The 13,260-nt window shown below is 46.4% G+C and carries 14 protein-coding genes; 6 read left to right on the top strand and 8 right to left on the bottom strand.

Annotation, left to right across the window (positions count from 1 at the left end):
• Positions 1–163: 163 nt before the first annotated feature.
• The gene (locus FKZ59_RS07550) at positions 164–2,221 is read left to right on the top strand and encodes a transglycosylase domain-containing protein (protein ID WP_141602146.1); all 2,058 of its coding nucleotides are present in this window, start codon (positions 164–166) and stop codon (positions 2,219–2,221) included.
• A 425-nt stretch (positions 2,222–2,646) separates the two neighbouring features.
• On the opposite strand, the gene FKZ59_RS07545 is transcribed toward FKZ59_RS07550, so the two are convergent.
• Positions 2,647–3,168 (bottom strand): YwhD family protein, encoded by a 522-nt coding sequence (locus FKZ59_RS07545; RefSeq protein ID WP_141602145.1) that lies wholly within the window; start codon positions 3,166–3,168, stop codon positions 2,647–2,649.
• 70 nt (positions 3,169–3,238) lie between these two features.
• Here FKZ59_RS07545 and FKZ59_RS07540 point away from each other — a divergent pair, with 70 nt between their 5' ends.
• Positions 3,239–3,424 carry a 2-hydroxymuconate tautomerase gene (locus tag FKZ59_RS07540; RefSeq protein WP_141602144.1) on the top strand — a complete coding sequence of 62 codons (186 nt, stop codon included), beginning with the start codon at positions 3,239–3,241 and terminating at the stop codon, positions 3,422–3,424.
• Positions 3,425–3,651: 227 nt separating this feature from the next.
• Here FKZ59_RS07540 and FKZ59_RS07535 read toward each other — a convergent pair whose 3' ends face one another.
• Positions 3,652–4,959: an HD domain-containing protein gene (locus FKZ59_RS07535; RefSeq protein ID WP_141602143.1), complete on the bottom strand. Its 1,308-nt coding sequence runs from the start codon at positions 4,957–4,959 to the stop codon at positions 3,652–3,654.
• A 275-nt stretch (positions 4,960–5,234) separates the two neighbouring features.
• Positions 5,235–5,465 carry a DUF1450 domain-containing protein gene (locus tag FKZ59_RS07530; RefSeq protein WP_141602142.1) on the bottom strand — a complete coding sequence of 77 codons (231 nt, stop codon included), beginning with the start codon at positions 5,463–5,465 and terminating at the stop codon, positions 5,235–5,237.
• Between the two features lie 249 nt (positions 5,466–5,714).
• On the opposite strand from FKZ59_RS07530, the gene FKZ59_RS07525 reads away from it, so the two are divergent.
• Positions 5,715–6,377, top strand: a complete 663-nt coding sequence (locus FKZ59_RS07525) for an RsfA family transcriptional regulator (RefSeq protein WP_141602141.1) — start codon at positions 5,715–5,717, stop codon at positions 6,375–6,377.
• 9 nt (positions 6,378–6,386) lie between these two features.
• On the opposite strand, the gene FKZ59_RS07520 is transcribed toward FKZ59_RS07525, so the two are convergent.
• Entirely contained in the window at positions 6,387–7,220 is an 834-nt protein-coding gene (locus FKZ59_RS07520; RefSeq protein WP_141602140.1) for a lipoate--protein ligase family protein, read from the bottom strand.
• A gap of 268 nt (positions 7,221–7,488) precedes the next feature.
• Between FKZ59_RS07520 and hemQ the strand changes: the two genes are divergently transcribed.
• Positions 7,489–8,238: a hydrogen peroxide-dependent heme synthase gene (hemQ, locus tag FKZ59_RS07515; protein WP_141602139.1), complete on the top strand. Its 750-nt coding sequence runs from the start codon at positions 7,489–7,491 to the stop codon at positions 8,236–8,238.
• Positions 8,239–8,277: 39 nt separating this feature from the next.
• On the opposite strand, the gene FKZ59_RS07510 is transcribed toward hemQ, so the two are convergent.
• Positions 8,278–8,469: a hypothetical protein gene (locus FKZ59_RS07510; RefSeq protein ID WP_141602138.1), complete on the bottom strand. Its 192-nt coding sequence runs from the start codon at positions 8,467–8,469 to the stop codon at positions 8,278–8,280.
• A gap of 278 nt (positions 8,470–8,747) precedes the next feature.
• Between FKZ59_RS07510 and FKZ59_RS07505 the strand changes: the two genes are divergently transcribed.
• Entirely contained in the window at positions 8,748–9,167 is a 420-nt protein-coding gene (locus tag FKZ59_RS07505; RefSeq protein WP_141602137.1) for a cell wall hydrolase, read from the top strand.
• Between the two features lie 30 nt (positions 9,168–9,197).
• Positions 9,198–9,641: a spore coat protein GerQ gene (locus tag FKZ59_RS07500; protein ID WP_246045844.1), complete on the top strand. Its 444-nt coding sequence runs from the start codon at positions 9,198–9,200 to the stop codon at positions 9,639–9,641.
• Positions 9,642–9,727: 86 nt separating this feature from the next.
• Here FKZ59_RS07500 and FKZ59_RS07495 read toward each other — a convergent pair whose 3' ends face one another.
• From FKZ59_RS07495 to FKZ59_RS07485, 3 genes are all read right to left on the bottom strand, one after another.
• Entirely contained in the window at positions 9,728–11,398 is a 1,671-nt protein-coding gene (locus tag FKZ59_RS07495) for a methyl-accepting chemotaxis protein (protein ID WP_141602136.1), read from the bottom strand.
• An 87-nt stretch (positions 11,399–11,485) separates the two neighbouring features.
• Positions 11,486–12,667: a M20 family metallopeptidase gene (locus tag FKZ59_RS07490; RefSeq protein ID WP_141602135.1), complete on the bottom strand. Its 1,182-nt coding sequence runs from the start codon at positions 12,665–12,667 to the stop codon at positions 11,486–11,488.
• A 185-nt stretch (positions 12,668–12,852) separates the two neighbouring features.
• The gene (locus FKZ59_RS07485; protein WP_141602237.1) at positions 12,853–13,236 is read right to left on the bottom strand and encodes a DUF423 domain-containing protein; all 384 of its coding nucleotides are present in this window, start codon (positions 13,234–13,236) and stop codon (positions 12,853–12,855) included.
• Positions 13,237–13,260: the final 24 nt, after the last annotated feature.

The following is a 13,260-nucleotide window of genomic DNA, read 5'->3' as shown; positions in this document are numbered from 1 at the left end:
TTTCATCCGATGTACATGGTTGCCTGCTAAAGCAAAAAATTTCATACAGAAAAAGTATAGACGTTTTTAGACAAAGTGCAACAGTTTTTTTCCGTAACTTTTCGATTAAACTGCCATTTTCAAGTACATACTATGGATAATCGGATGAAATGGGGTGAAATGGATGGATCGACGGAGTTATCAGCGGAAAATCAGAAGAAAAAAACGGAAAAGACGAATCACTTTCTATTCCATTGTCTTTCTATGCGCCTTCATCGTCGCTCTGGGAGGTTTGCGGCTGTTTGCGCAGATTGCGGGAGCACCGCCGTTGACGATTCCGAAAGCGACGGTTTTTTTGGACAGGAACGGCCACCAGATCGGCGATCATTTCACGGACGAGCGGCGCTACTGGAAAGAGCTCGATGAAATTTCACCTTATTTAATAGAAGCGACCATCGCCGTGGAAGACAAAGATTTCTATCGGCACCACGGTTTTGATATTCCTAGGATCGCAAGCGCCCTCCTGACCGATTTGAAAACCCGGAGCAAAGCCCAAGGCGCGAGCACCATCACCCAGCAATTAGCGAGAAATCTCTATTTGAGTTTAGATAAAACCTGGTCCAGAAAAATCCTGGAAGCCATTTACGCCTATCGTCTGGAAATCTTCTATTCTAAGGATGAAATACTAGAAGCCTATTTGAATACCGTCAACTACGGGCACGGCATGTATGGAGCGGAAGCGGCAAGCCGGTATTACTTCGGCAAATCGGCCAGCGACCTGACTCTCGCCGAATCCGCGCTGCTTGCGGGCATCCCGAAAGGACCAAGCATCTATTCGCCCCTCAATAACTATGACAAGGCGATCGGACGTCAAAAACTCATTCTGTCCTTAATGGAAGAGCAAAATAAAATTACTCCGGAACAGAAAGAACGGGCCTTGTCCGAAAAAATCGTGCTGAAAAATGATCAATGGACGGCTTCGAAAAGCGTTGCCCCTTACTTTTTGGATGTCGCCTGGCAGGAAGCGGAAAAAATATTGGAAGAGAAAAACCTCAATATCCGGGCGGGCGGCTGGGTGATCAAAACGACTTTGAACCCTGCCCACCAAAAAGCGGCGGAAGAAGCCATTGAAAAAAATATGCCAAAAAACGACCTGCAAGTGGCCTTCGTCAGCATGGATGTGAAAACGGGGCAAGTGACATCCCTTGTCGGCGGCCGGAATTATCAGGAAAGTTCCTATAACCGGGTTACCCAGGCAAAACGCCAGCCGGGTTCCGCCATCAAGCCGATCCTTTATGCGGCGGCATTGGAAAACGGCTTTACGCCGTTGACTTTCCTAGATGTCGGCGAAACGATCTTTACGTACGATAATGGACGGGCAACGTACAAACCTCAAAACGTCAATGGAAAATTCGCGGATGGCGACATGTCCATGGCCCAGGCCATTGCCATCTCCGACAACATTTACGCGGTGAAAACGCTGGAACAAATCGGCTATGAAAAATTCCGCGATATGTCCAAGCGGTTCCATTTAAGATATTCCGATAAAGATAATCCATCCATGGCGCTTGGCACAGTCGAAAACTCTCTATATGATTTGACGAATGCGTTCAATATCATCGCGGCAAAAGGACAGGAACGGAAGCCGACGACGATCTTATCCATTACAAACGCGGAAGGCGAAGTCGTATACGAATATGAAAAGCCGAAAGAAGAACAGGTCATCTCCGAACAGGATGCGTTCATTTTGACGCAAATGATGACAGGAATGTTTGATCCGGTTTTCAATGATTATTCGCCTGCAACCGGCGTTTCCCTCCGGTCCAAAATGACGCATACGTACGCGGCAAAATCCGGAACAACCGTTTCGGACCAGTGGATCATCGGCTTTAGCCCGACTCTGACGGCGGGCGTTTGGAACGGATACGACCAGGGAAAAACGTTGTCTTCTTCATCGGATATGTCCGCCCATAAGCAGGTCTGGATCGATTTCATGGAAACGGTCCACAAAGACAAACCAAACGAATCCTTTGATGTGCCCGATGGCGTCAAAGGGGTCGTGATCGATATCGAAACGGGAAAACTGGCGACCGACGCCTGTCCGAAACAGCGCTTGATATATCTGAAAGAAGAGGATATTCCGACGAAAAAATGCACGGATTTGGATATCTTTAACGAAGATTCCTGGAACGGATTCTTTGAATTGTTCCCGTTCGATACATTGAAAAAATGGTTGCATTAAAAACAATAGAGGGTGTCCGGAAAAGCGAAACACTTTCCAGACACCCTTAATTTTTGCTCCCGCGGCGGACGAAACAAGTTTTCCGCCATCCCCGCCGCAATGGTATCTGCGGCGAAACCGCAAGACAGACGCAAAAGGGGGCGCCTCAAAATGACTTTTCAGGCGCCCCCTTTTGTTGTAAATAGAGTCATTCATGTGGCATTTGGCTTGGGATATCAAATACCGCATAGCACTTAACCCTATCTACGGTGTCCTAGTTATACTATTAATTTATTATAACTTCAGTGTACTTTTTTTTAAAAACGGTTTCAATAAAGGAACAAATATTACAACGATTCGTCACAATTCTGACATCTTTTATATCTTTTTTTATGAAACCTATTGACAGAATGGAAGGAACGTTTCTCTGTTCAGGGACACCTTCATTATCCCTGCGCTGCCAATGCCTCTTTCAATTCCCGGCTGCTCCGTTCCCACATGCCCTGGTCATGGTTTTGCAGAAATTCGGCCAATACTTTTTTGGATTCCGCATCCATGTGATCGACAACGATTCTGCGTTTCAGGGACTTGTCCATTTTGTTGACATGATCGGCCAAAATTTTATAGCCTCTCCGTTTTTCACGGTTGACCACCATTTCGCAGGCGGCCACCCCCGCATAATATGGGCCGTCTTCTTTGATTTCGACCGTCACCCAAACGAGCCAATACGGCTTTCCGCCGGCGGAATCTTCCCGGTTTGTCGTGAATTTGATGCCCTTTTCGACTTCGCTTTTGGCATGCATGGCCCCCATGTCAATAAACGCATGTTTTTCTTCTATATCAATGAACACGGGCGTTACATTTTCCAATGAAATGGCGCCGATGCCAAACCCTTTGTGGCCGTCCGTGGGATTGTTCTTAATGATGGTAAAGGTCATTTTCTGTTTCGGTTTTTCGTTATTTGTCATATTGTCATCCCCTCCATTTAAACCTATTATAATGATTATACTCTAAATTTATCCACTGGGAGGTTCAGTCATGCCTGTAGTAACCATCAAAATGCTCGAAGGACGCACGGATGAACAGAAAAAAGCGATGGTCGAGAAAGTGACGGAAGCGCTTGTTGAAACGATCAACGCAAAACCGGAAGCGGTGACGATCATCATTGAAGAAATGTCCAAGAACCACTACGCAACCGGCGGCGTTCGCGTTTGCGACAAGTAAAGCGCATGGATTGCCCGGTTCTTTTTCAGACCATCCAAAAAGCAAAGCGGGTGTCCGGATCGTGAAAAAACTTTCCGGACACCCTTTCTTCTATAAGAATTTTCTATTTATAAATCTCCGCTTCTGAAGGAGCCGTACCCGTTTCCTCCCTTCCCGTCGCCGTTCGGCCGGGGCGGAAGCGTCAGATTTTCTTAGTCGCCAAAAAAGGTTGAACAATTTTTGTTATCCTATCTTCCGGAATTGTTTAACAGCTTTTCAATCTCCGCCTTCAATGCCGGATCAAGATTGGGGTCCATCAATACTTCTTTTGGATAATACACTTTATGGTCTTTTTTCATGCGCCCCGCTATCGCGTCGACAATAAACGATTCCTGTGACAATTCCCGGATTTCCCCGTTCGGCATCTCCAAAAAAATCGGGAATTTATCCGTTTCCTTATCCGGTTCATAGTAATCGTAAGGCAAATCCGACGTGCAATCGTGGTAAATGTAGTAGTCCGTATCCACCCCCGCTTTTTCGAACAGCTCTTTCAATCTTTCGAAACGCCCCGGTTCTTCTTCCGGATTGAGATTCGTATATTTGAACAGTTTGCGGTTCACAAATCTCGCGCTTAAATCGCTGAGAATCGGGTCCTTTTCTTTCATCCAGGATTTGAAATAGGTCACCAATAAATATTCGTCCAGTTCAATATAATCTTCCACCGTTATATTATTTTCAAAAAATGATTTGAAATGAACCGGTTCAACGGCAAATTGGTAGCCCTGTTCATAGAGGTCTTTCGTTCTTTTCAAAATATTGTTCAGCAACACTTCCGCGCTGCGGGAAACGGGGTGGAAATAGACTTGCAGATACATTTGATAGCGGGACATGATATAGTCTTCCACCGCATGCATGCCGCTTGATTTAATGACGACTTTCCCTTTTCTCGGTCGCATCACGCGGAGAATCCGTTCCATGTCAAAGTGGCCGTAGCTCACCCCTGTATAGTAAGCGTCCCGTTGCAAATAATCCATCCGGTCCGCGTCGATCTGGCTGGAAATGAGACTGACGACAAGTTGATTCTCATACGTTTTTTCAATGACTTGCGCCACCTTTTCCGGAAAGTCTTCCGATACCCGCTTGAGCACCGCATTGACCTCGGTGTCTCCCAAGAGGATTTGCCTTGTAAAATATTCATGGTCCGTTTTAAAGACGTTTTCGAAGGCGTGGGAAAACGGGCCGTGGCCCAAATCATGCAGCAGTGCCGCGCATAAGACAAGCAGCCGTTCCTCCTCGTTCCACTCCGGTCTTCCATGGAAAACGTTGTCCACAATCCGCCGGACCACTTCGTAAACTCCCAAGGAATGATTAAAACGGCTGTGTTCCGCGCCATGAAATACGAGATAAGTCGTGCCCAGCTGCCGGATTCGGCGCAAACGCTGGAATTCTTTCGTGCCGATCAAATCCCAAATCACTTGGTCGCGGACATGGACATATCGGTGCACGGGATCTTTGAACACTTTTTCTTCCGAAAGTTTTTGTTTTGCATATTCCACCAAAAGACCGCACCTCGTTCCTTCCAATTCTTACTATCATTATAAGAAATTTTCTATTTATTTACACGCAATAGTTGCCAAAGTGAAAGATTTTTGCGGACAAAAGCATTGGTGCGGCTTCCCCATTGTTTCCACAACCGGTTGCGGGAACAAGATTTTGACATCCGAAAATCCTATGAAAAATGGTTTCCCTCACGTTTAAAAATCTTTTTTCCCACTAAAACTAATAGAAACAAAATAAGCTACCTTCTATCCTCATAGAAAGTAGCTTTTGTTCAATCCATCTTCAGTTTGGCTTTGACCTTTTCAATCAATTCATCTTCTGTCAATGCATTGACCGGTCTGCCATTTACGAAAGTAAACGTTTTTTTGCGGCCCGGTCCGCAATAGGATTGGCAGCCGATCTCAATTTTTGCGTCAGGGTCCAGCTTTTTCAACTTCGGAATCAGCGTTTTCAAATTGACGGCTTTGCATTCATCGCAAACTCTAAATTCGTTTGCCGCCATATTGTCAACAATCCTTTCTATCACTCAATTTCAAAACTACTTTTTGGCCTAAATGATATTTTAGACTATCGTCATGCTTTGGTTCAAGCAAAAAGGCCAAATATCCAACTAATGGCTGAATTGGAACCTGTTGCGCCGTTTTTTGATAAATTCATATAAAAAATTGTAAAAAAAATGAATAAATTTGGAACTTGTTGGACACGATATGTTTTGACATAAGAAACTACTACATTAACAGGAGGGAAAACGATGGCGAAATTAAGACAAGATGCCTGGTTGAAAGAAAACGATGAACTCCTTGCGGAAGCGGTGTTGCGTCATGTCAAAGAAGGTAGCACTCAATTAAATGCTTTTGAGGAAGTGGGGGACAAATTAAATCGTACACCGGCTGCATGCGGTTTCCGGTGGAATGCGGTAGTCCGCAAACGCTATGAAAAAGAATTGGAAGAAGCGAAACGCATCCGGAAAGAACGCATGAAACTATTAGGAATGTCCGGCAGAAGACGCTCACCCGGCGTTTACCTGCTTCCTGGTAACAATGGAGAATCCAAACCTATTTCACTATCTGATATGAATCTGGATATCGTCATTGCCTATCTATTGCGTTTGCAATCCCAGGGAGGCAGCGACAGCGAAGCGACAAAATGGCGCCAGATTGCCAACTCCGCTACCGAAAAAATAAAAGAGTTGGAAAAAGAGATTGAGAAACTGCAAAAAGAAAACAAACAAATCCGCGAAGATTATGAGCAATTCGTCCAAATCATGAACCGCGCGCGCAAACTAGTGGCATTGGAAGATGAGGAAACGCGCATCGCTCCGGTCTTCAAAATGGAGAAGAACGGCAACCTGATCCCTGACTACTCCCATATGCAATCCAACAAAGAAAAAGAAAACGTAGATGTGACGAACTGATTCGCACATCTACGTATTTTTCCCTATCAATTTTAGATTCCGATCCAAAACTCTCTTCAGGTAGAAAGAATATAAATCTGATTCATCCTGATTTAGCGGTTGGAAGAGCACCTGGTCCGACAGGGAGGCGAGCAGCTGTTGGACCCGTATGACCGTTTCCTGCACAGTGACGGTGCGGTCCAGCAATTCGCTCAAACTGGCCATCACTTCCGGACGGATATCCGGATATCGGAATTTTGTCCGGACATCCTGCAAACTTGTCTGATACATCCGTTTAATGAGTTCCGCCCTCTCGCTTCCGCTTCCTTCCATACATAAATAAATCTGGACGGCCACCCCGTTGCGGATCCGGCGTTGGGAAATCCCCGCAAATTTTTTCCCGCCAATGCTCAAATCATAAGATCCGGGGCAATAAGAACCGACAATTTCATAGGCTTGGATTTGATCGGCCGCTTCCGGAAAGAGCAGCTTCACAAATTGCAGCATCACTTCATAACCTGTGTTGATGCTGATGGACCCCGGCGCTTCGGAAAGGACAATCGAAATGTTCAAGATCCCCCGGTCCAGCACCACCGCAAGCCCCCCGGAATTGCGGACTATCGCTTCATAGCCGGCTTTTTTCAGTTCCCCGATCCCTTCCTGGATATAAGGCATGCGATGATCCTGAATGCCCAGCACCACATACGGGTCATGCACCCATGTGCGGACCACCGGAACGGACAACCCTTGGCCGACCAAATGGCAAAGGGCGTCATCCATCGCAAAGGACTCCAGCGGCGAGCGGTCATAGGACGTGGACTGGTCGATGAACCGCCATGTTTTCTGCTGTAACAATGACTGCATTTTTTTTGCTCCTTACAAAATTTTCACCGCACTTTAAGTATGCTACGGTTCCGAAAGTTTTGCCAACATTCCTGCACGGCTTTTTTCCAATCTTTTTTACAATGCCAGCGCATTCTTATAGTCAAGAATACACAAAATGAATTGTGAAAAAAAGTGGGCGAATTCATGAAAGCTTCATTAAATTTGAAGCTTAAGGAGAAGGAATATTTTATAATTTATGCTAAGATAGTGGTGAGTTTGATTATCAATTCGAAGGAGTGTTTATGCAATGAGCGAAGCAGCATTCACATTAGACGGCTGGTACTGTCTGCATGATTATCGCGTCATCGACTGGACTTCATGGAAGCTGTTGCCTGAAGAAGAACGGCAAGCTGCATTGGAAGAATTTTATCAATATCTTGATAAATTGGAGGAAGTCCATCAGGCCAAAACCGGCTCCCATGCCTTCTATTCCACAATCGGGCAAAAAGCGGACTTTATGTTCATGATTCTTCGCGAAACGCCTGATGAAATCCATGAATTGGAAACCGCTTTCAGCAAATTGAAATTGGCTGATTATACAATTCCGACATATTCCTATTTCTCAGTTGTGGAGCTTTCCAACTATTTGGGCAACTCCGACGAAGATCCATATCAAAACCCTTATATCCGTTCCCGTCTATATCCGGAATTGCCGCGGACAAAATATATTTGCTTCTACCCTATGGACAAGCGCCGTTTAGGAAAAGACAACTGGTTCATGTTGCCAATGTCTGAGCGCCGCGAATTGATGCGCTCCCATGGCGAAGTGGGCCGCAAATACGCCGGCAAAGTGAAACAAATCGTAACAGGTTCCACGGGGCTGGATGACCATGAATGGGGCGTTACCCTCTTCTCCGATGACATGCTCCAATTCAAGAAAATCGTCTATGAAATGCGATTTGATGAAGCGTCCGCCCGCTTCGGCGAATTTGGAGAATTCCTAGTAGGCACATTGTTGGATAAAGAGAAATTCGCAAACATGCTGAGCGTTAAATAAAATAATAAATAAAGCGGGACGCACCGTTCACGTCCCGCTTTATTTATGTTCATGATGGTGTTGTTCATCGGGCGCCTGCAAAATCATAATGATCGTTTGAAGCAAAAAGCCGATGAAAAGTATCAAAATGAAGAGATACCAATGGAGCGGTTGATGAAACAACCCTGCAATCACAAACGACAAAATTGCACTGACAATAATCCCAATATAGATCCCTAATTCCGGTTGCATGAATAACCGACCTCCAAATAAGCTGTTTTGGATCCCTTCTCCCCTTTTCAATCAAGTTCCCCTTTGTTTGTCACCAACTAACACCTTCACTCATATTTTATTCATTAGTGTCGCCTGTCGAACCATGTCAACTGTTACAATTCTATTTTATTGCTATAACAATTTCTTTATACTCCTTCATCACCTCTTTCAATTTTTTTAAAGAAAGAGAAACATTTTCAAAAAATCTATTCTGAAACACGTTATCATGCATACATTATGTTGAGGAGGTATGAAACATCGCCGTTATTGCAGCCAATGAAGCAGAAGTTGCCTTGCTTGCCCGGCTGATGCGGGCGGAAGCGGAAGGTGACGGGGACCTTGGCATGCTGTTGGTCGGAAATGTAGGCGTAAACCGTGTCCGGGCGGATTGCCTTGATTTCAAAAACATCCGGACGATTGAACAAATGGTGTACCAAAGTCCGGGCGGCTTTGAAGCCGTGCAAAAAAGCTATTTTTATCAGCGGGCGCGTCCGCAGGACATTGCGTTGGCCCGCAGAGTCATCAGAGGCGAACGCTTCGTGCCCGCCGAAAGAGCCCTGTGGTTTTTCATGCCTTCGGGAAGCTGCCCTGCCCAATGGTATGGCCAATGGAACACCGGCAGATATAAATCCCACTGTTTCTTTGCCCCCCTCGAGGGATCTTGTCCAGGTCTATAAAAAACTTTACAAGGAAAGGATGTTTACTTAGTGACTTATTATTATTGGGGTCCTGGCGCAACAGGCGGCCAATATTTCCAACAACCATTCTTCGGTCAAGGGCAAATCCAACAGACGCCGCCCTCCGTACAAAGCGGAGATTACATTACGCCTTCCGGCACTGTTACGCCTTCACCCCCCGGAGGACGACAAACGGAAGAATCTTACATTGAAAACATTTTGCGCGCCAATATCGGCGTTACAGGCACCTTCTATTTCACATTCCCGGTTTCCGAAACATTATCGAACGAAACCCGCGGAAATGTACTGAGAGTCCGCGGCGCAGTCATCCAGGCAGGACGCGACCATGCGGTAATCCGTGAAGCAAACACAAACCACGTTTATTTGGTGCCGATGATTTATTTCGACTATGCCCGATTCGATGACGGATTCAAATATATCAATACCTCTCGCCCAAGACCTCAACAGCGTTAGAAAATATGTTGGAAAAGAGCGAATGGAAGAATTCGCTCTTTTTTATGTATTTTTCATCCAAAAAGCCTATGTATATGTATGGGATGTTATTGGATTTGGAACTTCCGGATTTCCCTTTGCAAGTTTTGGGCGTTCTCGCTCAATTCCGCCGCGACTTTGTTCACTTGCTCCATTGTGGCGGTTTGTTCTTCGATGTTGGAAGCGACCATCTGGATTTCGCCCGCCGATTCCATCGATGCGCTTGAAATTTCGTTGACCGCCGCCGAAACTTCCTCTGCGCTCGCGGAAATCTGTTCGCTTGTTGCGGAGATTTCCCCGATTTGCATTTTCATTTGTTCAATTGCCTTGACAATATCCGCAAAGGCCTGTCCGGCTTCCGCAATCACCTTTACGCCATCTTCCACGGACTGCAGGGAATCGGATACGGCTTTTTCCACGTTTTCGGTATCCTGTTTGATTTCAGCGGTCAACGCCGTGATCTTGCTTGCCGACTGTTTCGATTGTTCCGCCAGTTTGCGGACTTCTTCCGCCACGACGGCAAACCCTCTTCCATGTTCGCCGGCGCGGGCAGCTTCAATTGCCGCATTCAGCGCGAGCAGGTTGGTTTGGTCGGTAATTTCTGTAATGACCTTTGAAATATTTTCTATTTCCTGCGTTTGTTTGCTCAATTTTTGAACCAATTCGTTTACCGCGTTTGTCGAGTGATTGATGGTGCCCATTTGTTTTTCAGCATTTTGGAGCACCTCCCCGCCGTGGGAAGCCAATTCGCTTGTATCCAGAGAAGCGGAATGCAGCATTTGAGTGGATTCGGCAATTTTTTGCACTCCGATTGCCGTTTCATCCATTGCCCGGGCGGAATCATTTGCCGCCTGTGCGTTTGTTTGCGCCATTTCCGCCGTTACATTCACCCGGCGCACCATTTCTTCCGCCGTCGCGGAAATTTCTTGCGTGCTTGCGGAAAGCTGCTGTGCAGCCCCGCTCACTTGTTCCGCATTCAGCCTTGCGTTCCAAAGAAGGGTTTTTAAATTCTTTTTCATGGTGTTGAACGCTTCGGAAAGCTGGCCGATTTCATCCTTTGACCGGACGATTAAATCTTCTTCCGTCAGATCGCCGGACGAAACCGTTGTCACGGCTTCCACCACTTTTCTCAACGGCCGGGTGATGGTTCTCCTTACGAAATAGACCAACATTCCGCTGACAATCAAACTGGCGGCCAGCACCGCCGCGGCCGTGATGTTGGAAGAAGCGATGGCCCCCTTTGTGTCCTTCTTGATGTCTTCCAATTGGCCGGTTTGATATTCAATCATTTTGTCAGTCGTATCAATCAGGCTTTGGCTGATGCCTTGGATCGCGCTGTTTGACAATGCGGCGCCATGGGTTGCTGCGGCGATTTTTTCAAATTCCTGGTCCAGGCTCCCTTTCTGCCGTTTTAATTCTTCAATATAGCCTTTCATTGTGTCGGTAACGGCCAATGTTTCCAATGATGCGATTTGTTCATCCATTGATTGCATATATGTATGTACTTTTTCATAATCTGCCCCGTCTTCAAGCAGCAGATATTTGGTTATGTAATTGTCGAGCTGCGCCGCCTGGTAGCGCACGGACGAAATTTCCTGAATGGCCGTTACCCGCTCATTCATGGCCGTGTCCACTTGATGATCGATTCTTTGAAAGTTGACAAAACTTACAATCATCGATATACAAAGCATACCGATGAGCGAATAAAAGGCTACATTCATCTTTGCCCCAATGCTCATATCGGTCACCCCTTCATTGATAGATATTTTTGTGTTCATTATACTATTTTCCAACTTATTTTTTGTTAAAATTCTATTAAAATTCACTTATTTGTGATATTTTTCTAAATATTGAAGCGTTGCAAGTCCCATCGTTTTGGCCGCAATCAGCATCGCCCTCTCATCAAAATTGAATCTCGGATGATGATGCGGATACGCCGTTTCCCAGTCCGGATGTTTTGCGCCGGTGATGAAAAAAGTGCCCGGCACCTTTTGTAAATAATAGGAAAAATCCTCCCCGATCATGAACGGCTCGCATTCCTTCACGGCCGCCACATCAGGCACCCGCTTTGCCGCATCCGCCAGAAAATCCGTTTCTTCCGGATGGTTGACAACCGGCGGGTATCCTCTTGTATAGGTAAATTCGTATGCGGCATTTGCCCCTTCGCAAACCGATTTCAGAAGGGCTTCCAACTCCCGTTCAATGCGGTTTCTTACATCCTCTTCGAATGTCCGCACCGTCCCCCTGATGACCGCTTTTTCCGCAATGACATTGTAGGCGGTTCCGGCTTCAAATTGTCCGACTGTAATGACGGCATGTTTTAGCGGGCTGATTCTCCGCGAAACGATGGTTTGCAGTTGGTTGACGTACTGCGCCCCAAGCACGACGGAATCCACCGCATGATGCGGTTCCGCCCCATGTCCCCCCGTTCCGTGAATCACGGCTTCGAACATGTCCGGTGCCGCCATAATGGCTCCTTTGCGGACATGGATTTCCCCCAACGGCGTCGGCGCCCATAAATGCGTTCCGAAAATCACATCCACCCCGTCTAGGCAGCCGTCTTCAATCATCGGTTTGGCGCCGCCCGGCAATACCTCTTCCGCAAATTGATGAATGAACACAATATTTCCGCTGATCGCTTCCCGCATTTGATGAAGGGCTTTCGCCAAAATTAAAAGGGTTGCCGTATGCCCGTCGTGTCCGCATGCATGCATGACACCATCCACTTTTGATTTGTAAGGGAGATCATTCTCTTCCTGGATTGGCAATGCATCAAAATCCGCCCTCAACGCGACCGTTTTTCCCGGTTTCGCTCCTCTCAATGTTGCGACTACTCCTCTTCCTCCAACCCCTTCCCGGACTTCCAGCCCCAGCTCCCGATGAAAGTTGGCAATAAATTTGGGCGTATGCACTTCCTGGAATGACAATTCAGGATTGGCATGCAAATATCTGCGGATGGACACCATTTCCTCATAATGCCGATCCAACAAAAGCGCCAAGCTTTCCATTGCTACAACCCCTTTCCAAAGTCGCGACAAATACTATTAGCTATATGTAATCGTATCATGAAACATCCCGTTGAATTGTGTCTAATTCTTGTGATTTGCGGCTTCCTTTCGGGATCTCCCCCAAAATTGAAAATGGGCGGCTGGAGAACCAAAATCGGCTTCCAACCGCCCTGCAATTGTTTTTATCAATAAACTTTGCCTTTTCCGGCTCCAATGGCAAGAAGTATCCATCCAACGACAAACAATACGCCGCCGATTGGAGTGATGGCGCCCAATGTGCGGATGCCGCTGACCGCCAACACATATAAGCTGCCGGAGAAGAAAAGGATTCCGAATGCCATGGCAAAAAATGCCCATTTCAAAGGGGCTGAATCCCCTAAAAGTTTCGGATGCATCAAAATTCCGACCAAAACGATTCCCGCGGAATGAAACATTTGGTATTGGACCGCCGTATCCCAAATCGATTCCCCGTAAGCATCCAATACACCTTTTAAAGCATGGGCGCCGAACGCCCCCAATGCAACTGACAAAGCTCCCAAAATCGCACCAGTAATTACAGAACCTTTCATCATCTTGAAACCCTCTTTTTCTTA

Origin of the sequence: Ureibacillus terrenus (genome assembly GCF_006569205.1) — a bacterium.
Taxonomy (GTDB): domain Bacteria; phylum Bacillota; class Bacilli; order Bacillales_A; family Planococcaceae; genus Ureibacillus; species Ureibacillus terrenus.
Note: the sequence above shows the minus strand (reverse complement) of the source record. Positions and strands in the feature narration are given on the sequence as shown.

Excerpts from the sequence above, each read along its gene's own strand:
- FKZ59_RS07550 (WP_141602146.1), top strand. The coding sequence starts at position 164 with ATGGATCGACGGAGTTATCAGCGGAAAATCAGAAGAAAAAAACGGAAA.
- FKZ59_RS07545 (WP_141602145.1), bottom strand. The coding sequence starts at position 3,168 with ATGACAAATAACGAAAAACCGAAACAGAAAATGACCTTTACCATCATT.
- FKZ59_RS07540 (WP_141602144.1), top strand. The coding sequence starts at position 3,239 with ATGCCTGTAGTAACCATCAAAATGCTCGAAGGACGCACGGATGAACAG.
- FKZ59_RS07530 (WP_141602142.1), bottom strand. The coding sequence starts at position 5,465 with ATGGCGGCAAACGAATTTAGAGTTTGCGATGAATGCAAAGCCGTCAAT.
- FKZ59_RS07525 (WP_141602141.1), top strand. The coding sequence starts at position 5,715 with ATGGCGAAATTAAGACAAGATGCCTGGTTGAAAGAAAACGATGAACTC.
- FKZ59_RS07520 (WP_141602140.1), bottom strand. The coding sequence starts at position 7,220 with ATGCAGTCATTGTTACAGCAGAAAACATGGCGGTTCATCGACCAGTCC.
- hemQ (WP_141602139.1), top strand. The coding sequence starts at position 7,489 with ATGAGCGAAGCAGCATTCACATTAGACGGCTGGTACTGTCTGCATGAT.
- FKZ59_RS07510 (WP_141602138.1), bottom strand. The coding sequence starts at position 8,469 with ATGCAACCGGAATTAGGGATCTATATTGGGATTATTGTCAGTGCAATT.
- FKZ59_RS07495 (WP_141602136.1), bottom strand. The coding sequence starts at position 11,398 with ATGAGCATTGGGGCAAAGATGAATGTAGCCTTTTATTCGCTCATCGGT.
- FKZ59_RS07490 (WP_141602135.1), bottom strand. The coding sequence starts at position 12,667 with ATGGAAAGCTTGGCGCTTTTGTTGGATCGGCATTATGAGGAAATGGTG.
- FKZ59_RS07485 (WP_141602237.1), bottom strand. The coding sequence starts at position 13,236 with ATGAAAGGTTCTGTAATTACTGGTGCGATTTTGGGAGCTTTGTCAGTT.